Source organism: Kutzneria sp. 744 (genome assembly GCF_000568255.1).
Taxonomy (GTDB): Bacteria; Actinomycetota; Actinomycetes; order Mycobacteriales; family Pseudonocardiaceae; genus Kutzneria.
This window is the reverse complement of the sequence record NZ_KK037166.1, coordinates 5,174,840-5,197,055: the sequence shown is the minus strand read 5'-3', so window position 1 is coordinate 5,197,055 and position 22,216 is coordinate 5,174,840. Positions and strand designations below refer to the sequence as shown.

Genomic DNA, 22,216 nt, shown 5'->3' with positions numbered 1-22,216 from the left:
GTTTTTGGTCAAGCCCTCCACGTTAGTACTCTATAAAACGGTTCCTTGAGCCCAAAATGGGGGTGAGCCGGCCTCTGAAGAAACTACGATTGTCCAGTGTAGTCACGTTTCTCACCGGCGCCGGGGGGCGGGGGGAAGACTTCGCCCGGGGGGAGGCCTGGTGGCGGCGTGCTCTGACGACGCGCCGCCACCAAGCAGCCAGGCCGGTCGCGCAGGCCAGGCGCAGTCACGCCGCGCCCGCCCGTGCCGACCGCAGCCGACCCGATGCTTCAGGCTCTGGCGGGCCCGCTGTCGCGCCGACACCGCCCGCGCCGACCCCAGCCACGATGCGCTTCAGCGGGGCCGCCGTAGCGCCGACCCCGCTCGCGCGACCCCGTAGCTCGGTCTCAGATCTTGACCAGCATCTTGCCGGTGTTCTCGCCGCGCATCATGCCGATGAACGCCTGCGGGGCGTTCTCCAGGCCCTCGACCACGGTCTCGGTGTAGCGCAGCTTGCCGCCGGCGACCAGCGGGGCCACCTCGGCGACGAACTCGGGCTGGAGGTCGTAGTGGTCGCCCACCAGCAGGCCGCGGATGGTCAGGCGCTTGGCGATGACCTGGGCCAGGTTGCGCGGGGCGGGGGTGGCCTCGGTGCTGTTGTAGCCGGAGATCATGCCGCAGACGGCGACGTGGCCGTGCTCGTTGAGGCTGTTCAGCGCGGCTTCGAGGTGCTCGCCGCCGACGTTGTCGAAGTACAGCTCGATGCCGTCGGGCGCGGCCTTGGCCAGCTGCTCGGCGACGGAGCCGTCCTTGTAGTTGAAGGCGGCGTCGAAGCCGAGCTCGTCGATCAGATACTGGACCTTCTCGGCGCTGCCGGCGCTGCCGATGACCCGCTTGGCCCCCTTGAGCTTGGCCAGCTGGCCGACGACCTGGCCGACGGCCCCGGCGGCGCCGGAGACGAAGACGGTGTCGCCCTCCTTGAACTCGCCGGAGCGCAGCAGGCCGGCGTACGCGGTGAGGCCGGGCATGCCCAGCACACCGAGGTAGGTGCTGATCGGGGCGGCCTTGGCGTCGACCTTCACGCCCTGCTTGGGGTGCAGGACGGCGTAGTCGCGCCAGCCCTTGAAGTGCAGCACGGTGTCGCCGACCGCGAAGCCCTCGGCGTCGGACTGCACGACCTCGCCGATCGCGCCGCCCTCCATCACCTTGCCGACCTCGAACGGGGCGCTGTAGGACTTGGCGTCGTTCATGCGGCCGCGCATGTACGGGTCGACGCTCATGAACCGGTTGCGCACCACGATGTGTCCGGGCTCGACCACCAGCGGCGCCTCGGCGAGCTCGAAGGTCTCCTCCGTGGGCCAGCCCTTCGGTCGTGCGGCCAGCCGGATCTCGCGGACGGTGGTCGGAACGGACATGGCGAGCGCCTCCATATTTTCGAGACTGGATAGTTCAGTAATTGATGCTCACTCTGTCCAACACCATGCATCCGGACACGTGTTCCCGCGAGTGGCGACGGTCACTAGCGGCCCAGGATGCCCTTCTTCTTGATCGCCTCGATCAGGGCGGCGCAGGTCGCCTCCACCTCGGCCTCGTAGAACTCCAGCGGGCGCGCCGGCCCGGTGGCGTCCGGCGGCGGAATGGGCCGCATCTCCTTCATCCAGGTCTCGTGGAACAGCTCGGCCATGGCTTTGCGCCACAGCCCGTCGATCTTGGTCATGCTCTCGTCGGCCCTGGTCAGCATGGCCATCGTCTCGGCCATGGCATAGTCCAGCTGCCGCTCGACGAGCTGCCCGCGCTCGGCGTTCTGCTCCTGCATGTGGTGCATGGCGTCGCCGAGCCAGGCGGTGATCTCCCGGTAGCGCACGTCGGCGCCGACGTCCTCGGTCACGGGGCCTCCCCCTCGGTGTCGAACGGGATGACGACCTGGGGCCGGGCGTGCTCGAAGCGGTCGAAGAACAGGCCACGGCCCGGCCGCGGGGACCACGTGATCATCTGGCCGGGGGCGAAGGTGTTGAGGTCCTGCCCCTGCACGTCGAAGCCGACCCAGGCCCCGATGTCGTCGGCCGACGCGCCCATCATCAGCATGCTCTTGAGCCGCCCGGGGCTGCGCCACCAGCCGATGAGATGGGTCCGGTGCTCGGGCCCGCTCTTGATCACCTGCCGGAAACTGTCCACACCGGACACCCGCGTGTCGGGATCCTTGGTCTCCAGCACGGAATTGGCGGCGTCCACGCCGTACAGCACGAGGTAGTGCGGCACGGGCTGCTCCGACACGGAGCCGGACAGCCGCTCCTCAAGGCCGCGGGCGACCCGGCCCAGGTGCTGGCGGATGCCGTCGAGGCCGACGGTGGCGACCTCGTGCCCCATGGCCTGCAACCGCGCGGCCAGGGACGAGGCGGCCGGCATGGCGTCGTCGATCATCGGCGCGACGGTGAAGCGAGCCTCGCCGGCCAGGTGTTGCCGGGCCACAGAAAGCGTCGCGGCGGCCAGCACGCTGGTCGATTCCTTCAGCACCGAGCCGAAAACGGCCACGTTCCGGCCGGGGGCCCGGGCCAGCGTCACGCGGGCGGCGCGGCCCTCCACATCGATGACCTGTCCCAACAGGACGGTCGGCGAGCCGGAAACCGGGGCCAAAGCCTGGAAACCGGGCAGGTCGGCCAGCACCGGGATGCGGCTGCCGTCGAACAGGCGCGGCACCGGCAGATCCGGATCCTTCATCTCGAACAGCCGGGCCTGCACGCGGTCGAAGGCGCCGCGGCCGGTGGCGTCCGGCACCCGGGCGATCTCGTTGCCCTGCTTGACGCCCGACTCGTGGTTGACGATCGCGTGCCAGCGCGGCAGGTTGATGGCCTCGTTGTTGCCGTCCACCAGCACGCGGCGGGCCTTGGGCAGCGCCACCCGCACGGTGAACTGCTCGAAGATGGCCGGCTTGCCCCAGAACGCCTCGATGCTGGACACGTCCTGGCTGGCCAGCACCAGGTGGATGCCCTGCGACCGGCCCCGCCGCGCCACATCCTCCAGCAGGGCAACGGCTTCCCGCGTGACGGCGTCCTTCTCGGCGAACAGGTACTGGAACTCGTCGATCACGGCGATCACCCGCGGCCAGCGGCCGCCCGGGTCCTCGGCCCGCAGCTCCTCCAGCTTGGTGACCTCGTGCTGCTTGGCGGCGTCGGCCCGGCGGCGCATCTCGTCGGCCAGGAAGCGCAGCAGCGCCACGCCGAACTCCCGGTCCTGGTTGACGTTCACGCCGACCAGCCGCGCGTTGGGCAGCCAGGTCGGGTCCTTGCGGCCCGGCGCGAACTGGGCGAACGACACGCCTTCCTTGAAGTCCAGCAGGTACAGCTCCAGCTCGGCCGGCGAGTACCGGGCCACCAGGCCGCCGAGCATGGCGTACAGGAAGTTCGTCTTGCCGGAGCCGCTGGGCCCGCCGATCAGCACGTGCGGCGAGCTGTCGCCGATGGTGATCGGCACGGCCACGCCGTCCCGGTGCCCGATCGGCGTCTGCACGACCGCCGAGGACTGGTGCGACCAGTAGTGCTCCGGCAGCAGCTCGTCGAAGGTGCACACGCGGTTGCGGCGCTCCTCCAGCGCGGCGGCGATCGCCCCGCAGGCCCGCGGCACCATCTCCCGAGGCAGCGCGGGATCGACGTGGAAGGTGGCGTGATCACCGGACATCGTGGTGCGCCACGGCTTGTCGTCGAACAGCTTGACCGTCTCGATAGGACTGTTGACGGTGATCGGGATGTCGACCAGCACCAGCTGCACGCCGGCGGCCAGGCCGTTGCGGGCGATCCGCTGGAGCTTGTGCAGCTCCTCGTCCTTGAGCGCCTCGGCCCGCCCGAACATCACCGCGATCCGCCACGGCTCGGTGCGCAGACCGGCGTCGGATTCCATGGAGCGCAACGAATCATGCCCGCCGACCAGGACCGAGGTGTGCACCTTGCGGATGTGCTCGGCCAGCTCGTCCAGCAGCTCGGCCGGCCGTGCCGGATCGTGCACGGTGAGCAAACCGGCCCGGGTCAACGGATACAGCCCGGGCAGCGACCCGGTGAGCTGGCCGACGTCCCACACGTGCACGTGCACGAGGCCGGGCTGGAAGTGGCTGAGCACCCGCAGCAGCAGCGATTCGACCAGGTTCTCGGCCTGTGGCCGGGTTGTGGGCGAGGTGAAGATGGCCAGGTGCGACCGGTCCAGCAGCGGCACGGCGACCGGAAACGGCACGGGCACGGGCGAACTGGTGGCGATGGCCGTGCCGATCCGCCACAGGCCCGGGACCGGACCGCGGCCGTCGACCGTGCCGATCTGCCCGAGCCAGTTCTCGGAGTCCTCCGATGCGCTGCCGGGCGCGGCCTCGGCGACCAGGGCGGCCAGCGTCTGCGGACCCTCGTCGGTCCACTTGGCGAAGGCCTGCTCCCAGTCGTCCTTGGCCTGCCTGACGATCTCGGCCAGGTGTGGATCGGTCAGCGACTGGGCGTAGTCCGGATCACGCAGGGCCTGGTGGATGCCCCGGGCCCGCAGATCCTGCTCGAAAGTCTCCCTCGCCTGCTGCAGAGCGGCGGCGACATGCGCCCGCGTGGCGGCGCCGCGGGCCGCGGCGACCGCGTCGTGGAAGGCATCGAACGCGTCCAGTATCCGTTGCCGGCGATCGTTTCGCCTGTTCAACGCCCACCTCTACGGTCAGTTCACAGGCGACCGGAGAACCGTTCCACGGCTTCCATGACGCCCAGCAGCAGCGTCAGCTGCTCCCTTGCATGATCGCACGCCCTGGTCAGCTCCGGGGGCACAAGTGAACGGGGGTGCATCCGGCTGGCCTCTTCGAGGATGGCGTGCGCCTCGGTCAGCCGTTCGCAGGCCTCGGTCAGCTGCTGGTGCGCCGTCCGAAGATGGTCACCGACCACCACCAGCGAGGCCCGCACCTGCTCGACTGACGCCATCGGTCACAACCGGCCGGCGTAGGACTCCGCACCGCTCACCGCGGCCATCACCGCGTCGCGCGCCTCGCCGATCTTCTGCAGCGCGTGGGCGAACATGTTGTTCACGTCGCTGGCCTCGGACTGGTTGCTGCCCTGCGAGGCCTGCTGGAAGGCCTGCTGCGCCTGTCCGACCTCGGTCTCCGCTGTCTGCAACGCCTGGGCAGCTTGCTCGGCCTGGTCCTTGGCCTGGCCGATCTGGCCCATCACCTGCTCGACGCTAGCCATAGCTGATCCGGTCCCTCCCAGTAACGTGACTGCCCGACCGTGCAGTCCTACGTTCCCGAACTTAGTACTGTCACACGCCGCCCGCTCAACCAGGATCGGCTGATCGAGCGGTATTTCTGGGCATTAGAGTGCACGGTTGGCCTCGGTCGCGGCAGCCCGTGTCCCTCCACTGTAGACGATCAACTTCCCGGCTCCCGCCACACCGGCGGCTCGTCCTCGGTCGGCCATGCCACCTCGGCCTCGGCCAGGTCCGCGACCAGCTCCAACGACGTGATGCCCGAAGTCGGCCGGAGCACGTCCAGCCACCGCTGCACCGCCGTCCCGTCGGCCCTGAGCTCCATCGGCGACCACTCGGGACGGCCCAGCGCCTCGGCCGCGTCGGCCACGGCCTGCTGCGGCGGCTGCGCCCATCGTCCGAGGTCCAGGTGCACGGAGACGCCGTCGCCACCCTGCGTGACCCCCGTGATGGTGGCCGCCTCGGTGATCCGGCTGGCCAGCGCCCGCGCCTGCCACTGCGCCCCGGCCGGATGCTGCACGGCCACGTCGACCCGCAGCCGCAGCCGGGTCGTGTGCTCCGCCGGCACCGGTTCCGGGGCCACCGGCTCCTGATAGCTGACCGGCTGGAACGGGGCCTGCTCCGACCACGCCTCCACCAGCAGCCGCTCCGCGCCCTCCACCAGCTTGCCGATCAGCTCGGGGTCGTCCAGCACCGTCCAGGCCGTCGGCGGCTCGCAGCACACGCGGGGCAGCGGCGAGTCCGGGGCCAGCTCCCGCACGAAGGTGCGCACCGACCGGGCCAGCGCCGCGGCGTCGTTGTGGACCTGCACCGACGGCAGGTCCTTGCCGATCGTCACCGACCAGCAGCCGGGTTCCTCGTCCGAGCAGTCCGCGGCCTCGACGACGCGGCCGCCGATCCGGTCGACGAGGTCGCGGCAGGCGTCATGGGCCTGTCGCTCGTCTTCGGCGCTGACCACCACGGAGATCAGCAGCCTGAGGTCCTGCTCCACCATCGCCGCCAATTGTCCCTCAGGCGTGCGGCGACGCAGCGCGGTGGGTGGCGTCACGTCAGGTCCTGGGCAAAAAGGCCTGCCGGGGCGTCAAGGCGAGCGGCGGCGCCGGCCCGGCTGAGGGACGGACCGGCGCCACACCCGGTTACTTCCTGTGCTCGCCTGAGTCGTCGACCTCGATCCGCTCCTTGCGGACCTTGCCGCTGACCGTGCGCTGCTCGGTCACGGTCTCGGTGCGCAGTCGGACCTTCTCCACCGGCACCGCCTCGGTCTCCACGACCGGGCGCTCGGCGTGCAGCACGACCTCCTGGTCGTCCTCGCCGATGCGGGCCCGCTCGCCGCCTCGGACGGGTTCCCGCTCGACGCGGACCTCTTCGTGCCGCACCGGCACGGTCACCTGCTGCTCCTCGGTGACGACGTATTTGTGCAGGCGGACGCGGCCGGTCTCGGTCTGCTCGGTGCCGACCCGCAGCTGCTCCTCGGAACGGGTCATGGCCTGGTCCCCGGAACCGGCGCCGGAACCCGCGCCCGTGCCGGAGATGCCGCCCTTGGGGGCGGTGCGCCCGCGCTGGCCGGGCAGGCCGTAGTGCTGGTACAGCCGGCGGCCCTCCTCGTCGGACAGGTGGCCCTCGGCGTCCATCCGCGGCGCGTCCTTGACGGCGTCCTTGGTGGTCTGCACGCGGAGGCCACCGTCGGAGATCTGCGCGCCCTGCAAGGGAACGAAGCTCTCCTTCTGGCCGAACAGTCCCGTTCGGACGGTCACCCACTGCGGCTGCCGGTTGTCGTCGCCGACGTAGACGTTGCCGACCTTGCCGACCCGTTCGCCGTCGCGGTCGACGACCTCGGTGCCGATCAGGTCGCGGGGATTGGCGATGCTGGTCATGGCTGCGCCCTTTCCTGGTCGAATTCCCCTGATGGGCAAGGGATGTCCGACGAGAGCGAAGGGAAACACGAGGGTCACCCACCTGTGTGGTCCCGCCTCGGATCGATCACGCCCACGGCTGCGCTGCGCAGTCGGCCGGGCGGCACTTGTCGGTGGTTTCGAGGGCAGTCCTTCGGGTACGAGGCCGCCCTTGAGGGGTCGTGAGGCGGATATGAGGGCTACTGTCACACGTACGGGTCAACTTGAGGCCCGCGCGCTTTTATCGACGGTATTCACCGTGTGTATAGTTCGGCGGGTGGTGAACGCCTACCTGCTGCCGATCCGGACCGCGGCCCTGCTGTTTCCGCTGCTCGCGATGGTGCTGTTCGTGCCGACGGCGATCGTGCTGTACCGCCGCCACGGCGTGCTGAGCCGGTGGCGGGGGCTGTCGTTCGCCAGCTTCCTCTACTACTGCCTGGCCGCGTTCTGCCTGGTGATCGTGCCGCTGCCGAGCCGCCAGGTCGACGTCTGCCGGGTGTACGCCGACTTCGGGCATCCGCAGCTGGTGCCGGGCAACACCTTCAGCGACATCTGGAAGGAAGCCAAAGGCTCCCTCAACCCGAACGCGCTGATCATCCACAACCCGGCGGTCTGGGAGACGGCGTTCAACCTGGCCCTGCTGCTGCCGCTGGGCATGTACCTGCGCTACCACTTCCGCCGCGGCCGCTGGACCAGCGCGGCGATCGGCCTGGCGGTGGCCTGCTTCTTCGAGTTCACGCAGCTGACCGGCCTGTGGGGCATCTACCCGTGCCCGTACCGGCTGTTCGACGTGGACGACATCATCGTCAACTCCCTGGGCTGCATGCTGGGCTGGGCGCTGGCCGGCCCGATCACCCGCTGGCTGCCCACGCTGGACAGCATCGACGTGCGGGCGCTGGAACGGGTCCCGGTGCCGTTCGGCCGCCGCCTGATCGCGCTGCTGCTGGACGCCGTCGGCTACGCGTTCTGCCTGCCGTTCCTGGCCGGCGCCTGGTACCTGCTCGGCGGCGAGTCGCTGTCCAGCGCGTTCCTGGTGGCGCTGTTCGCTTTTGTGCTGTGGTTCGTGCTCATGCCGTGGGTCACCGGCGGCACGGTGGGCAAACACGTGCTGCGGCTGCGCCTGGTCGACAAGGACGGCAACCGGCCGCCGGTGTGGCGGCTGCTGATCCGCCAGGTGCTGCTGGCTGTCGCCTTCGTGCCGCTGACCTTCGTGGCCATGCTGGGCGCGGTTTTCCTGGTGGTGTCGGCGTCACGGCTGGTCGAGGTCATGCAGAACTTCCAGCTGTCGACGCTGATCGGCATCGCCGAGGACCGGCCGGGCGAGGTGGCCTTCGCGGTGTTCGCGGTGCTGGTCAGCGTGGCCCTGCCGGTCGGCTTCGCGGTGTTCGCCAAGCTGCACAACAAGCATCTCGGCCTGCACGAGCTGGCGTCGGGCGTGCGCAACATCGCGCTGCCGCCGACGAAGACCCCGCCGCCCGAGGTGCTGCCGGCGCAGAGCGAGGACCAGGAGCTGACTAGCCTTTCACCGCCCGGGCGGTGAAAGCCGCGATGTCGGCGAACACCTCGTCCCGGTTGATCTCGTTGAACAGCTCGTGCCGGGCCCCGAGATAGGTGTGCTCCTCGAAGCCGAGGCCGCGCACCCGGTCCGTGCCGGCGCGGGTGTCGGCCTGGTCGACCAGCTCGTCGGCGTCGCCGTGCAGCCACAGCACCGGCAGGTCGTCGCCGAGCGGCCGGTCGAAGCTGATCGTCTGGAGCAGCTCGTCCAGCGCCACCAGCGTCGGCCGCTTGTACGGACCGTGCCACACCAGCGGATCCGCGGCGTAGGCCGCGGCGACCGAGGCGTCGCGGGACAGCCTGGACGGGTCGACCGGCGTGTCGGGGATTTCCTCGTACTCCAACAGATCCAGCATCGGCCACACGCCCAGCACCGGCGCGGACAGCACCATGGCGGCGATCCGGTCGGCGAAGCGCTGGGCGTAGCGGACGGCGACGGCGGCGCCCAGCCCGTGCCCTATGACCACCACCGGCAGGTCGGGGTGCCCGTCGAGGGCCGCCGTCACCACGGCGTCCACATCGGACACCACCGCCTCGAAGTCGCCGATCAGCGCCCGCTCGCCGGCCGACCGGCCGTGGCCGGCCAGATCGGCACCGACCACCATGGCCCCCATGCCGGCCAGCGCGTCGGCCACGTGCTGGTACCGGCCGAGGTGCTCGCCGTGCCCGTGCACGAGGACGGCGAGCCAGCGGGCGTCGGGATTGGGCCAGGTGCGGGCGGCCAGCTCGCCGGCGTGCCCGGACAGGGTCCATTCGATCGGTGGGATCACCCGTCCACTTCAGCACATCTCACAGCTTGTAGTAAGCGCTGGCGTCCATCTGGCCGTGCTGGCAGACCGACCCGTAGGGCCAGCTGACCGACAGCGGCACGGTCTCGTCCGGCGGGATGGAGATCGCCGAGGCGGCGACCGGTTCGCACTGGTCACCAGCCTCGTCGTCGGCCGGGACGGCCGTCCAGTGCAGGGTCATGGCGGCCCGCTCGCCCGGCGACAGCGTGACCAGGCTGGCCCCCGGATTGGCCGTCCAGGTCAGCTGGGTCGGTGCGCCGACCAGGGCGAATCCGCCGTGGCCGTAGAGCGTGCAGGCCGCGCGGCCGGTGTTGGTGACGATGAACTGGGCATAACGCTGGCCGGCTCCGGCGTCCGGATTGGCCAGTGTGGCCGATAACGTGCCGGCATTGCAGCGGGTGCTGGCCGGGCTCGCCGAGGCGACCGGGGCGACGACGGCCCCGACGGCGGCGAGCACGCCGGCGGCGACCAGAACGCGGTTGATGAACATGAATGGACCACCTCCATTCCGCAGACGCCCGGGTGCGGCCTGAGGTTGCCTCAGGGATTCCCCGGGTTCAGGCCGAGGCCCGCCACCCTTGCGGCAGGAGGTCCATGCCGTGCGTCGGCTCGGTCCACACGTAGGTCCAGCACACGGCGCCGTCCGGCAGCACGAGCCGGACCCGCCGGTAGTCGGGGCCCTCGTACTTGTCCAAAGTGGACAGAGTCCGGCGCGGCGAGCGGATCGGCACCGCCCAGCCCGGAATGGTGTCCGTGCCGTCGAGTTGCAGCGCCGGATAGCCCATTCCGGTGTCGTAGAGGGAGCCCCGGATCGACGTCTTGCGCGGGCGGCCGGTGACCATCGGGGCCAGCAGCCGCCACGCCTCGTGCCCGGGCTGCAGGGTGCCGTAGACGAAGACGCGTTTGGGCCACGAGTCGGGGCTGGGCTCACCGTCCACTGTGGACGCTTTGAGGCCATCGCTGCCGGCCCGCTTGCCGACGAGGCCCTGCGCGGCCGCCTGGTCCATGTCCGCGCAGCGCACGGGCTTGCCGCGCACCAGGATCGGCCGGCGCACCCGGTCGGCGGCGATGTAGGCCAGCACCCGGTCCACCACGGCCCCGTCGTCAAGGACCACTCGGCCGCTGCGCACCCGGGCCAGCCGATACCGCCGGCCGCGGCCCTCGCAGGCGTCCAGCACCCGCACCTGCTCCGGATCGGCCATCCAGACGGCGTGCTCCTCGACCACGTCCTTGTCGGCCATCAACGTCGCCGGCCGCTGGTCGTCGACCACACGCAGACCGGCGGCCCAGACCGCGGACAGGCCCTCGCAGCGGGCCCGCAGCACCACCACCGGCCCGGTCAGGCCGAGCGACTCCCGCAGCCAGGTGATCTTCGACGGGCAGGCGTTCGAGCCGTAGGCCAACACCGGCACCCGTCCGCTCATCGGCACGGCGTCCTGCGCGGCCAGCCACTCGTCCAGATCCTGCCCGGAGTGGTCGATGCGCCAGCCGGACGGGCAGTGCCGATCCGGGCGCAGCGGCGCGCCGACCCCGTCCAGGTGGGCGAACGACACGTCCGGCCGGGCGCCCGGGTAGGGCGCAGCGGGGTAGTCCTCGTCGCCGAACGGTGCTAGCACCTGTCCAGTATTAGTCGAACACGACCACGCTGCGCAGCACGTCGCCTCGCCCCATGCGCTCGAACGACTGCTCTACGTCGCCGAGCCCGATTCGTTCTGTGACGAACTTCTCCAACGGCAGGCGGCCCTGGAGGTGCAGGTCGACCAGCATCGGGAAGTCCCGCGAGGGCAGGCAGTCGCCGTACCAGGAGGACTTCAGGGAGCCGCCGCGGGAGAAGAAGTCGATCAGCGGCATGTCCAGGGTCATGTCCGGGGTCGGCACGCCGACCAGCACCACCGTGCCGGCCAGGTCCCGCCCGTAGAAGGCCTGCTTCCACGTCTCGGGCCGGCCGACCGCGTCGATCACCACGTCCGCGCCGAAGCTGTCGGTCAGGCCCTGGATGGCCTCGACCACATCGGTCTCGCGGGCGTTGACCGTGTCGGTCGCGCCGAAGTCCTTGGCCCACTCCAGTTTCCGCTGGTCCACGTCCACCGCGATGATCTTCGCCGCGCCGGCCAGCCGGGCTCCCGCCACCGCCGCGCTGCCCACGCCGCCGCAGCCGATCACCGCGACCGTGTCGCCGCGGGACACGCCGCCGGTGTTGATCGCCGCGCCCAGGCCGGCCATCACGCCGCAGCCCAGCAGCCCGGCCACGTCCGGGCTGACCCGGCGGTCCACCGGCGTGCACTGGCCGGCGTGCACCAGCGTCTTCTCCACGAACGCCCCGATGCCCAGCGCGTTGCTCAGCGGCTGGCCGCTGGCCAGCGTCATCGGCTGGCTGGCGTTGAAGGTGTTGAAGCAGTACCAGGGCTTGCCCTTGCGGCAGGCCCGGCAGTCGCCGCACACCGCGCGCCAGTTCAGGATCACGAAGTCGCCCGGCGCCACGTTCGTCACGCCCGCGCCCACCACCTCCACGATCCCCGACGCCTCGTGGCCCAGCAGGAACGGGAACTCGTCGTTGATGCCGCCCTCGCGGTAGTGCAGGTCGGTGTGGCAGACCCCGCAGGCCTGCACGCGCACCACGACCTCGCCCGGCCCCGGATCCGGCACGATGATCTTCTGGACGCTCACCGGAGCGCCCTTCCCGGCCGCGACCACCCCGTTGACCTCGTACGGCATCGGCTACCCCTTCCGGCCTCGTCGCCCTTGATCGGCAGCCTCGCACTTCCACGCCCGCATCGCGACCCCCGCACGGGTTTTCGCCACATGTGGCGCACATGTGGCCCTGGGCACCGACTGTGGCGCACATGTGGCACCCCGCTCCCACCCCACCCGCGCCCGCATCCGCCCATCGTTTGATGCCACATGTGGCGCACATGTGGCCCCGGGAGTCGAATGTGGCGCACATGTGGCGGCGGGGTTGGTGGTGGTGTCACCGGAACGGGTGACACGGGGCGAAACCCCGGCCGAGTGGCGTCGTTGTGCCTGGCGTGAGCGAGGATCCCGTCAGAGTCTGCATGCATGTCGACGCGCCGGCCGAGATCGTGTACGACCTGGTCAGCGACGTCACCGGCCAACACCGGTTCACCGAGGAGTGCACCCGCTCGCAGTGGGTGCACCCGGCCACCGGCCCCGAGGTGGGCGCGGTCTTCCGTGGCAGCAACCGCAACGGCCCGTTCCGCTGGGCGACCACGTCCGAGGTGGTCAGCGCGGAGCCGGGCCGCCGGTTCCGCTACACGGTGCGCAGCCTGGGCGTCGACGTGGCCGAGTGGGAGTACCTGATCGAGCCGGGGGATCGCGGCTGCCGGGTCACCGAGACGACCTTCGACCGCCGCAACGCGTTCTTCCGCTACGTGGTCGCGCCGCTGGCCACCGGCGTGTGGGACCGCTCGGAGCACAACCGCCGCAACATCGAGCGGACGCTGGACAACCTGCGCCGCGTGGCCGAGCGGAGGGCATAGGAAAGCCGGTCAGGTTCGCACACGATGCGCGTCGGCACGAACCTGGCCGGCTAGTCCGAAAAGCGTAGTGAGCTGGTGTATTCGACGGTACCGACGTTCCGGTGATGTGTCCTGGATCACACGATCAGCGCGGCGGCCAGGTGGCCGGGTCGAGCAGTCCGAGGGAGTAGGCCCGCGCCACCAGCGCGGTCCGGTTGGGCACGCCGAACCGGTCGGACATCCGCGTCAGGTGGTAGTTCACGCCGTCGCCCGTGATGCCGAGCTCGGCCGCCACTGCCGCCGAGGTCGCGCCGCCGGCGATCAGGCGCAGGATCTCGCTCTCCCGGTCGGAAAGGTGCACGTCGGTCGGCACGGGCGTGATCCGCAGCGTGATCAGCAGGCCCGAGCCCTCGTCGTCGGAAACCGCTTGCACGGTGAGCTCGCCGCCGCCGCCCGGGAACTGCACGGCGATCACCAGCCGGGCCCGGCCGCGGTGCAGCCCGGCGACCAGCCGCTCGTAGTCGCGCTGCACCTTGGCCTGGAAGAACTCCAGCACGTGCCGGTCGCGCAACTGGGACGGACGGGTGGAAAGCGCTTCCGCGAAGGCCGGATTGGCCACGGTGATCGTGCCGTCCAGTTGGCAGATCGCGGTGGGCACGGGGGTGCGGTCGAGTAGCGCGAGGAAGCGGTTGCGCCATACGCCGGTCCGGCGCTGCTCCGCGCGGAAATCGGGCGTCGCTTCACTCACAGGGCAAAGCTACAGGTTCTTGTAGTCCTTCTTGTCGCGTGCGCGCCCGGTCGCTGCCAGGCTGGGATGGAGCGATCAAGACGCACCGACCTGGGGAAGAGTAATGACAACCTCGATGGACACCACGGGCCTCCCGCACCCGGCCAACCGGATTCCCCTGGTCGGCGACGTGGTCGGGACCTCGCCGGCCACCCCGATCCAGGACGCCATGCGGCAGTCCCGCGAGCTGGGGCCGATCTTCGCCCGCCAGTTCTTCGGCCACGACGTCGTGTTCGTGTCCGGCGCCGACCTGGTGGCCGAGGTGGCCGACGAGGACCGCTTCGCCAAGCACGTCGCCCCGTCGCTGGCCCGCATCCGGGCCATCGCCGGCGACGGCCTGTTCACCGCGTTCAACGACGAGCCCAACTGGCAGAAGGCCCACGACATCCTGCTGCCGGCGTTCTCGCTGCAGTCGATGCGCGGCTACCACCCGGCGATGCTGGAGGTGGCCAACCGGCTGGTCGCCTCGTGGGACGAGCACGTCGACCGTCGTCCGGTCGAGGTCGCCGACGACATGACCCGGCTGACCCTGGACACCATCGGCCTGACCGGCTTCGCCTTCGACTTCGAGTCCTTCCAGCGCCCCGACCCGCACCCGTTCGTGCAGGCCCTGGTCCGCGGCCTCGCGCACGCCCAGGCCAAGGCGCGGGAGCTGCCGTGGATCGGCCCGATCATGAACAAGGGGGCCGACGAGCAGTACGCCAAGGACGCCAAGTTCCTGGCCGGCGTGGTCGACGACGTCATCCGGGAGCGCAAGGAGTCCGGCGACACCTCGACCGGCGACCTGCTCGGCCTGATGCTCAACGCGCCGCACCCGGTCGACGGCACCGTGCTGGACGACACCAACATTCGCAACCAGGTGATCACCTTCCTGATCGCCGGGCACGAGACCACCTCCGGCGCGCTGTCCTTCGCGCTGTACTACCTGGTCAAGAACCCCGCCGTGCTGGCGCGGGCGCAGGCCGAGGTGGACGCGCTGTGGGGCGAGCAGGACAGCCCGCAGCCGACGTACGAGGAGGTCGGCAAGCTCCGTTACGTCCGGCAGGTGCTCAACGAGGCTTTGCGGATGTGGCCCACCGCAGCCGCGTTCTCCCGCGAGGCGATCGTCGACACCACCATCGGCGGGCACCCGATCAAGAAGGGGCAGTGGGTCGTCGTGCTGGCCCCGATGCTGCACCGGGACAAGGTGTGGGGCGACAACGTCGAGGCCTTCGACCCCTCGCGTTTCGACCCGGAGCGGGAGAAGGCCCGTCCGGTGCACGCCTTCAAGCCGTTCGGCACGGGCGAGCGGGCCTGCATCGGCCGGCAGTTCGCGCTGCACGAGGCCACGCTGCTGCTGGGGATGATCATCCACCGATACCGGCTGCTGGACAGCTTCAACTACGACCTGAAGATCAAGGAGACGCTGACCCTGAAGCCGACCGGCTTCCGGCTGGACCTCGCTCGCCGCACCGAGCGGGTCAAGACGGCTCAGGCTTCGGTTGCGAGGGAGTCGACCAAGGCCGCCGGCCGGGCCAAGCAGGGCACGACGCTGACCGTGCTGCACGGCTCCAACCTCGGCACCTGCCGGGCCATGGCGCGCCAGCTGGCCGACGAGGGTTCAGACCGTGGGTTCACCACCGTCGCCGCGCCGCTGGACGAGTTCGCCGGCAAGCTGCCGTCCGACGGCCCGGTGGTCGTGGTTGCCGCTTCCTACAACGGAAAGCCCACGGACGACGCCGCGAAGTTCGTGTCGTGGCTGGATTCCACTTCGGACGATCTGTCCGCGGTGTCCTTTGCCGTGCTGGGTGTCGGCGACCGGAACTGGGCCGCGACCTACCAGCACGTGCCGACCCGGTTGGACGCCCGGCTGTTCGAGCTGGGGGCCACGCGGCTGGTGGAGCGGTGCGAGGCTGACGCCTCCGGCGACCTGACCGGCGACATCGAGTCGTGGAGCGACCTGCTGTGGACGGAACTCCTCACCCGGTACGGGGATCCGGACGCCGCGCCGGTCGCGGAGGACACCTCCGACCGGCTCTACGACGTGCGGGTGATCACCGGCCCGGTGACGGCCGCGCTGGACGCCCGGTACGAGGTGGCGCCGATGACCGTGCTGGCCAACGACGAGCTGGTCGACGTGGACAGCCCGCTCGGGCGGTCCAAGCGGCACCTGCGCATCCAGCTGCCGGACGGCGTTTCGTACCGCACCGGTGATCACCTGACCGTCGTGCCGGACAACCCGTCCGACCTGGTGGACCGGGTCGCCGCCCGCTTCGGGCTCAAGCTGGACCTGGTGGTCGCGATCAACCCGCGGCAGAAGACCCGGCGGGCCATCCCGGTCGACCGTCCCGTGACGATTCGCCAGCTGCTGACCCACTTCGTCGAGCTGCAGAACCCGGCGACGCCGGCGCAGATCAAGGTGCTGGCCGGCTGCAACCCGTGCCCGCCCGAGAAGGCGGCGCTGGAGGCCATGGCCGAGACCGACCTGAGCCTGCTGGAGCTGCTGGAGCAGAACCCCGCCTGCCAGCTGGCGCCGGAGGACTTCCTGGAGATGCTCTCGCCGATCCAGGCCCGGCACTACTCCATCTCGTCCTCGGCGCTGGCCAGGCCGGGCGAGATCGAGCTCATCGTCGGCGTCGTCTCGGGCCCCTCGCGCACCGGATCCGGTGAGTACCACGGCGTTTCCTCGTACTACTTGTCGCAATTGGCGGCCGGCGACCAGCTGCGGGCGCGGGTCGACAAGGCGCGCGAGGCGTTCCAGGCGCCGGAGGACACCACGGTGCCGGTGATCTACGTCAGCGCCGGCACGGGTTTGGCTCCCTTCCGCGGTTTCATCGGCGACCGGGCGGCGCAGTTGGCCGCCGGCCAGGCTTTGGGCCCCGGGCTGTGTTACTTCGGAATTCGACACCCCGACGTCGACTACCTGCACCGGGACGAACTCGAAGCGGCCGAGAAGGACGGCGTGATCTCCATGCGCCCTGCCTTCTCCCGCGCCGAGGTCGACGGCGTCAAGTACGTGCAGGACCGCATCGCCGCCGACGGCGACGAGATCTGGGCGGCCATGGAGGCCGGCGGCCGGGTGTACATCTGCGGCGACGGCAAGGGCATGGCCCCCGCCGTGCGGGAGGCGTTCCGGTCCATCCACCGCAGCCACGGCTCCGGCGACGACCAGGCGTGGCTGGACGGGCTGATCGCCGAGGACCGCTACGTGGAGGACGTCTGGGCGGGCTGAGCCCCCGTTCCGCGAGGCCGGTTCCGATTCGTCGGGGCCGGCCTTTTCGTTGCGGCACAAGCAAAGGATCTTGTAGAGCAGGGGTCTGTCAGCAAGTCAACGCTTTCTTTTCCCCGGAAATACCTGGTAGTCCTGGGTTACCGACCTTTGGGGGAAGACATGACCGGCTGGTACGTCGACGACCGCTGCACCGACTGCGATGTGGCGCGTCAGTTCGCACCCGACCTGATCGCGCGGGTGAACGGGCGCTCGGAGGTGATCCGGCAGCCTGAGACCGAGGACGAGCTGCGGATCCTGCACACTGCCGCCTTCGCCTGCCCGACCCGCTCCATCCGGCACACCGAGGACCGGCTTGATCCGTCGCTCGACCCGTTCCCGCTGGCGCTGGACGACGACCTGTTCCACTGTGGACACAACTCCCGGCGGACCGCCGCCGCCAACTCGTACCTGCTGCGCCGTCCCGGCGGGAACCTGATGATCGACACACCGCGGTGGAGCGCCGAGTTGGCCGACCGCTACGAGCGGCTCGGGCCCGTTGCCCACGTCCTGCTGACCCACCGCGACCACGTGGCCCACGGCCGGCAGTACGCCGACCGGTTCGGGGCCAAGCTGTGGATCCACGAGGGCGATCTCGCCCATGCGCCCGATGCCGACGTCGTCGTGCGCGGGCTCGATCCCGTCGAGGTCGTGCCCGGTGTCGTGGTGCATCCGTTGCCCGGACACACCGAGGGCAGCGTGCTCTTCCTCGCCGACGACAAGTACTGCTTCACCGGCGACTCGTTCTACTGGTCCCGCACCGCCGGCGACCTCGAAGTGGCCGAGGCCGTCACCTGGTACGACATCCGCGTGCTGGCCGAGTCGCTGGCCCGGACCGCCCCGCTCATCCGGTTCGAGTACGTGCTTCCGGGACACGGTGACCGCAAACGCTTGCCGGCCGACGAGATGGCCGCACGGATGTCCGGATTGGTGGCCCGGACGGCATTGTTGGAGCCCCGACCGGTCGACTTCACCGCCACGCGCTGGTGATCCGTGGTCTGATCGGCGGCGTGGACCGTCAGACCTGGACACCCGAGCACTACCGGCGCTCCAACAGCCGGCAGTTCCGCACCGCCGTCGAGGCCCTGGAGCTGGCCGGCCTGCACGGCGGCAGGCTGGCCGATGTCGGCTGCGGCAGCGGGGAGATCACCCGGGAGCTGGCCGCACGGGGTTACGCCGTGACGGCCAGCGACTTCTCGCCGGCGATGGTCGAGGCCACGCGTGAGCTGTGCTTGGGACTGCCGGTGACGGTCGAGGTTCGTGACGCTCGGAAGCTGGAACTGGAGCCCGGAGCGTTCGACATCGGCACTGCTCCTGGGTGCTGCACTGGCTCGACGACGTCGATCACGCCCTGCGCGAGATGGCCCGCGCCGTCAAGCCCGGCGGTTCCCTTGTGCTCCAGTGGAGCCGCGGCAATCCCCGTTCCACGCCCGATCCGGTGACGATCCTGGAGGACGTCATGGCGCGGCCGCGGTGGCGAGATCGGTTGGCGGACACGCCGTTCGACATGCTCCAACATCCCGCCGCCGAGGTCGTCGAGCGCCTGACGGCCGAGGGGTTGGCGGTGGAGTTGGGACCGGTGGAGATCGACGCCCAGTTCGTCGCCGATCCCGTCGCCCTCGGCCAGATCATGAAGGCCGCCGGCCTGGCCGCGCAGGCCAAGAAGCTGGGCGAGGACGCCGACGACTTCGTCACCGAGGTCGCCACCGAGATGGTCACGGCCGGCGAGCTCAACCCACACAACACGCGGCTGATCGCTCGCCGGCCGTAGACCTGAATTATGGCAGGGGCATCCCGTGCGGGGTGACGATGTAGACGACGCCGCCGGAGCCGCCACCGACGCCGCCGTCGGGCAGGGGGCGTTCGGTGCGGAGCCAGACGTTCTCGAACTGGCTGCGCTTGTAGACGTTGCGCACGGCCGGATCGTCGTTGGAGGCGGGGTCGTTGGCGATGACGTCGCCGGTCTTGGTGAAGCCGACGATGACCATGATGTGGCCGGAGGTGGAGTAGCCGGCGCCGTCGAGCTCGCTGGCCTGGAAGGACTGGGACGTGATCACGGGGATGCCCCGCCGGATGTAGTGCTCCATCTCCTGCAGGGAGTGCAGGCGGGTGATGTGCGCGTCCAGACCGTAGCTGGCGGCGTAGGCGGCGTTGAACGGCCAGTTGCCGGTGCCCTCGTAGTCGTAGTCATAGGTGTTGCGGGCGGCGTAGTCGACCTGGGGGTCGGCGTAGCTGGGGTCGACCCACGAAAGTTGTTGCGCCGAGGGGTGTTTGCCCCAGTACTCGACGACCATCTGGGTGGAGGTGGGGCTGCACCACGCCTCGCCGCCGCCGTCGTACTCGGGGTACTGGCCCTTGTGGATGTCCTGCGAGTAGCGGGGAACGGGTAGCTCCATGCCCCACGCGCCGCCGCTGGGGCTGGTGGGAACGGTGAAGCGGTCGGGAATGGCGGACGTCATGGCGCCGACCATGCGCAGGTTGGGGGAGGCGTGGGTGCCCTGGAGGCGGTAGAGGGTGACCCGAAGCTGGTACGCCATCAGCTTGACGCCGTCGGCGGCCTCGAAGGTGTCGACGTCGATGGTGCCGGTGGCGTCGGTCTGGTCGGGCACGCTGGTGCGGTGGATGTCCTGGTCGCCGGACGCCCACCGACCCATGACGTACCAACCGGTCTGGGTGCCGGTGGACGAGGTGCCCCGCATCTCCACCTGGAGCCAGGTGCCGGCGGGAGTGGTGGCGTTCCACGAGGCGATCAGCTGCGTGGCCCCGAAACGCTGGCTGTAGCGGGGAGAGGTCCACGTGGCGTAGTCGTAGGTCTTCGTGGTGCCCAGGGCGGGCTCGGTGTGCTGCACGGAGCCGGCGGGACGGCCGATCACCAGGCCGTTGCGGACGAGCAGGCCATCGGAGTGTCCACTGTGGAACTGGGAGTCGCTGCTCCACTGGTGGAAGTCCACGGGCGCGGCGGTGGTCGCGGCGACGGCGGGGGCGGCGGTCAGCTGCGCGATGAGGGCGCCGGCGACGGTGCCCACCATGGCGAGCCTGGTCAACCTGTTGTGCACAGGGCTCATCGGTACTCCTCGGTGATGCTCGGACGGCTCTCGTGGTGGGTGCGGTCCAGTGCGGTGACCGCATAGCTGTGACGACCCTCGGGCAGGGTGAAAGTGGTGCCGCGCAGCGTGGTGAACAGCTTTCCGTCCTGGTAGACGGCGTACGAGGTGGCGAAACCGATCCAGCGCAGGGTGTTCCCCCACAACGGCAGCAGCACCGGCGGCAACGGGGCGTGCCCGGCGACGGTGGGGCGCACGGGGATGAGGGCCGGCTGGGCGTAGAGATCGGTGCGCAGGCGGTCGGCGAAGCCCAGCGGGTTGGCCAGCAAGGTGTTGGTGTTGTAGAGAATGTCGCCGTTCACGCCGGGGGTGGCGCGGTTGAGGGCGATGTGCCGGGGCATCTCCGACGGGTCCAGCCAGGCGGCGGGGCTGGGCGTGCCGATCTTGTACACGGCCTGGCCGATGTACAGCGAAACCCCGGTGCCGGCGACCTCGTGGGCCCACCACGGCAGCAGCTTCCCGTAGTCGGCGATGGTGTATCCGACGGGCCAGTACAGCTGCGGCGCGATGTAATCGACCCAGCGGTTGCGGATCCACGTGCGGGTGTCGGCGTACAGGTCGTCGTAGTCGTGCACGCCGCCCTGGGTGTCGGAGCCGGTCGGATCGGTGCGGGCGTCCCGCCAGATGCCGAAGGGGCTGACGCCGAACGCGATCCACGGCTTCATCCGGTGGATCCCCGTCGTCAGCTCGCTGATCAGCTTGTTCACGTTGTCCCGCCGCCAGTCGGCGACGCCTCCGAAGCCACCGCCGTACTGGGCGAAGGTGGCCTGGTCGGGAAACTGTTGCCCGGCAACGGGATACGGGTAGAAGTAGTCGTCGAAGTGCACGCCGTCGAGGTCGTAGCGCCGGGTGGTGTCGAGGATGACCTGCTCCACGAACCGCCGCACGGCCGGAATGCCGGGGTTGTAGTAGAGCTGGCCGCCGTAGCCCACGACCCAGTCCGGGTGCAGCCGCGCCGGATGGGTCGGCACGAGCTTGCCGACGTCGCCCTGGAGGCTGATCCGGTACGGGTTGAACCAGGCGTGGAACTCGAGGTCACGCTTGTGGGCCTCGGACACCAGGAACCGCAACGGGTCGTAACCGGGATCCTGGCCCTGGGTGCCGGACAGGTACTGCGACCACGGTTCCAGCGTCGACGGGTAGAAGGCGTCGGCGGTCGGCCGGATCTGCACGAAAACAGCGTTCACGCCGAGGGCCTTGGCCCGGTCGAGCAGGCTGAGGTACTCCTGCTTCTGCTGTGCCGCCGGCAGTCCGGCCTTGGACGGCCAGTCGATGTTGGCCACGCTGGCGATCCACATCCCGCGCAACTCCCGCGGCGCGGCGACCGACGGAGCCACCACCGACGGAGCCGCTGCCGACGGAGCTGCCGCCGACGATGCCGCCGCGGGTGGTGCGGCGATCACGGTCAGTAGCGCTGCCAGCACAATTGCGAGCCTTCGCACGCCGTCACCTCGCTCGTCGCCCTGGTCAAGGATTTTCGCGATGGTAGGCGACGTTGTAAAGAACTGTCTAAGTGCAACTTCCGGCAAATCCACCGTTCGGCCGGGTGACCAGCCCCGTGACCGCGTCCACCCCGAGCGCCGCCAGCAGCACGACGCCGACCGACAGACCGACGCCGGCGACCGTGTCGGTGAAGTAGTGGAAGCCGTCGACGATGAGCGCCAGCACCATGATGACGCACACCACCAGCAGAAGCACGCCGAGTGCCACGCGCAGCGCAAGGGTCAGCGAGGCGCCCAGCAGGATGACGCCGAGCACCGTGCAGGTCGACAGCATGCCGACGGTGTGCCCGCTGGGGTAGGACAGCCAGTTGTTGTATCGGCGCTGCACCAACGGCTTGAGCACCAGCTCGGTGAGCCCGATCGCCGCGACGGGCCCGATCGCCGCCAGCGCCGCGATGTCCGGGCGGGCGCGCAGCACCGCCAGGACCGCCACGACGGCGAGGACCGTGACCACGACCTGGAGATCGGCCACGTGCAGCAGTTGGTACAGGAACGCCCGGTCTCGGCCGAAGATCGTGAACAGCCGGTCGTCGACGGCGTCGTCCAGCCGGCCGGCACGGGCCTGCCCGTGATAGAGCGCCGCCCCCACGGCGATCACGGCGGCACACAACACGACGAGGCCGACGGCGGGTCGACGGGCCTGGGGCGGTAGCAGGCGCACCACATCAGGCTA

At 70.2% G+C, this 22,216-nt stretch carries 20 protein-coding genes and 1 pseudogene; 6 read left to right on the top strand and 15 right to left on the bottom strand.

Going from position 1 to position 22,216, the window contains the following annotated elements:
• Positions 1–386: 386 nt before the first annotated feature.
• The 7 genes from KUTG_RS23240 to KUTG_RS23210 all read right to left on the bottom strand — a co-directional run bounded on the left by KUTG_RS23240 (position 387) and on the right by KUTG_RS23210 (position 7,067).
• On the bottom strand, positions 387–1,394 hold the full coding sequence (locus KUTG_RS23240) for an NADP-dependent oxidoreductase (protein WP_043730365.1): 1,008 nt from the start codon (positions 1,392–1,394) through the stop codon (positions 387–389).
• A 104-nt stretch (positions 1,395–1,498) separates the two neighbouring features.
• Positions 1,499–1,867: a hypothetical protein gene (locus KUTG_RS23235; protein ID WP_043719510.1), complete on the bottom strand. Its 369-nt coding sequence runs from the start codon at positions 1,865–1,867 to the stop codon at positions 1,499–1,501.
• Positions 1,864–4,641 (bottom strand): FtsK/SpoIIIE domain-containing protein, encoded by a 2,778-nt coding sequence (locus tag KUTG_RS23230; RefSeq protein WP_043719508.1) that lies wholly within the window; start codon positions 4,639–4,641, stop codon positions 1,864–1,866. The genes KUTG_RS23235 and KUTG_RS23230 overlap by 4 nt, the downstream gene beginning before the upstream one ends.
• A gap of 20 nt (positions 4,642–4,661) precedes the next feature.
• Positions 4,662–4,913: a hypothetical protein gene (locus tag KUTG_RS23225; RefSeq protein ID WP_043719506.1), complete on the bottom strand. Its 252-nt coding sequence runs from the start codon at positions 4,911–4,913 to the stop codon at positions 4,662–4,664.
• Positions 4,914–4,916: 3 nt separating this feature from the next.
• A complete protein-coding gene (locus KUTG_RS23220) occupies positions 4,917–5,177 on the bottom strand; it encodes a hypothetical protein (protein WP_052395294.1) in 261 nt (86 codons plus the stop codon).
• A 179-nt stretch (positions 5,178–5,356) separates the two neighbouring features.
• Entirely contained in the window at positions 5,357–6,241 is an 885-nt protein-coding gene (locus KUTG_RS53775) for a hypothetical protein (protein ID WP_232240907.1), read from the bottom strand.
• A gap of 88 nt (positions 6,242–6,329) precedes the next feature.
• A complete protein-coding gene (locus KUTG_RS23210) occupies positions 6,330–7,067 on the bottom strand; it encodes a DUF2382 domain-containing protein (RefSeq protein ID WP_043719504.1) in 738 nt (245 codons plus the stop codon).
• Between the two features lie 295 nt (positions 7,068–7,362).
• Between KUTG_RS23210 and KUTG_RS23205 the strand changes: the two genes are divergently transcribed.
• Positions 7,363–8,625 carry a VanZ family protein gene (locus KUTG_RS23205; protein WP_052395291.1) on the top strand — a complete coding sequence of 421 codons (1,263 nt, stop codon included), beginning with the start codon at positions 7,363–7,365 and terminating at the stop codon, positions 8,623–8,625.
• Here the strand turns inward: KUTG_RS23205 and KUTG_RS23200 are convergent.
• The 4 genes from KUTG_RS23200 to KUTG_RS23185 all read right to left on the bottom strand — a co-directional run bounded on the left by KUTG_RS23200 (position 8,600) and on the right by KUTG_RS23185 (position 12,142).
• Complete coding sequence (locus KUTG_RS23200) at positions 8,600–9,409, bottom strand: alpha/beta fold hydrolase (protein WP_043719502.1); 810 nt, start codon at positions 9,407–9,409, stop codon at positions 8,600–8,602. The genes KUTG_RS23205 and KUTG_RS23200 overlap by 26 nt on opposite strands.
• 19 nt (positions 9,410–9,428) lie before the next feature.
• On the bottom strand, positions 9,429–9,917 hold the full coding sequence (locus KUTG_RS23195) for a DUF4232 domain-containing protein (protein ID WP_052395290.1): 489 nt from the start codon (positions 9,915–9,917) through the stop codon (positions 9,429–9,431).
• Positions 9,918–9,984: 67 nt separating this feature from the next.
• Complete coding sequence (locus tag KUTG_RS23190) at positions 9,985–11,043, bottom strand: gamma-glutamylcyclotransferase family protein (RefSeq protein WP_043719500.1); 1,059 nt, start codon at positions 11,041–11,043, stop codon at positions 9,985–9,987.
• Between the two features lie 10 nt (positions 11,044–11,053).
• Positions 11,054–12,142 (bottom strand): S-(hydroxymethyl)mycothiol dehydrogenase, encoded by a 1,089-nt coding sequence (locus KUTG_RS23185; protein ID WP_043719498.1) that lies wholly within the window; start codon positions 12,140–12,142, stop codon positions 11,054–11,056.
• Between the two features lie 311 nt (positions 12,143–12,453).
• Here KUTG_RS23185 and KUTG_RS23180 point away from each other — a divergent pair, with 311 nt between their 5' ends.
• The gene (locus KUTG_RS23180; protein ID WP_043719496.1) at positions 12,454–12,924 is read left to right on the top strand and encodes an SRPBCC family protein; all 471 of its coding nucleotides are present in this window, start codon (positions 12,454–12,456) and stop codon (positions 12,922–12,924) included.
• Positions 12,925–13,048: 124 nt separating this feature from the next.
• Here KUTG_RS23180 and KUTG_RS23175 read toward each other — a convergent pair whose 3' ends face one another.
• Entirely contained in the window at positions 13,049–13,651 is a 603-nt protein-coding gene (locus tag KUTG_RS23175) for a helix-turn-helix transcriptional regulator (RefSeq protein WP_043719493.1), read from the bottom strand.
• A gap of 103 nt (positions 13,652–13,754) precedes the next feature.
• Between KUTG_RS23175 and KUTG_RS23170 the strand changes: the two genes are divergently transcribed.
• The 4 genes and pseudogenes from KUTG_RS23170 (at position 13,755) to KUTG_RS23160 (ending at position 18,708) form a co-directional block, all read left to right on the top strand.
• On the top strand, positions 13,755–16,901 hold the full coding sequence (locus KUTG_RS23170; protein WP_043719491.1) for a bifunctional cytochrome P450/NADPH--P450 reductase: 3,147 nt from the start codon (positions 13,755–13,757) through the stop codon (positions 16,899–16,901).
• A 159-nt stretch (positions 16,902–17,060) separates the two neighbouring features.
• Positions 17,061–17,927 (top strand): 4Fe-4S domain-containing protein, encoded by an 867-nt coding sequence (locus KUTG_RS23165; protein ID WP_043719490.1) that lies wholly within the window; start codon positions 17,061–17,063, stop codon positions 17,925–17,927.
• Positions 17,924–18,276, top strand: a pseudogene (locus KUTG_RS56565) (class I SAM-dependent methyltransferase); the annotation flags it as partial. The gene KUTG_RS23165 and the pseudogene KUTG_RS56565, both read left to right, overlap by 4 nt.
• A gap of 99 nt (positions 18,277–18,375) precedes the next feature.
• A complete protein-coding gene (locus KUTG_RS23160; RefSeq protein WP_084579700.1) occupies positions 18,376–18,708 on the top strand; it encodes a hypothetical protein in 333 nt (110 codons plus the stop codon).
• A gap of 7 nt (positions 18,709–18,715) precedes the next feature.
• Here the strand turns inward: KUTG_RS23160 and KUTG_RS23155 are convergent, their stop codons facing one another.
• From KUTG_RS23155 to KUTG_RS53770, 3 genes are all read right to left on the bottom strand, one after another.
• Positions 18,716–20,002, bottom strand: a complete 1,287-nt coding sequence (locus KUTG_RS23155) for a C39 family peptidase (RefSeq protein ID WP_043719485.1) — start codon at positions 20,000–20,002, stop codon at positions 18,716–18,718.
• Positions 19,999–21,483: a glycoside hydrolase family 10-like protein gene (locus KUTG_RS23150; protein WP_043719483.1), complete on the bottom strand. Its 1,485-nt coding sequence runs from the start codon at positions 21,481–21,483 to the stop codon at positions 19,999–20,001. The genes KUTG_RS23155 and KUTG_RS23150 overlap by 4 nt, the downstream gene beginning before the upstream one ends.
• Before the next feature lie 67 nt (positions 21,484–21,550).
• Positions 21,551–22,204: a phosphatase PAP2 family protein gene (locus tag KUTG_RS53770; protein ID WP_198047282.1), complete on the bottom strand. Its 654-nt coding sequence runs from the start codon at positions 22,202–22,204 to the stop codon at positions 21,551–21,553.
• Positions 22,205–22,216 lie beyond the last annotated feature (12 nt).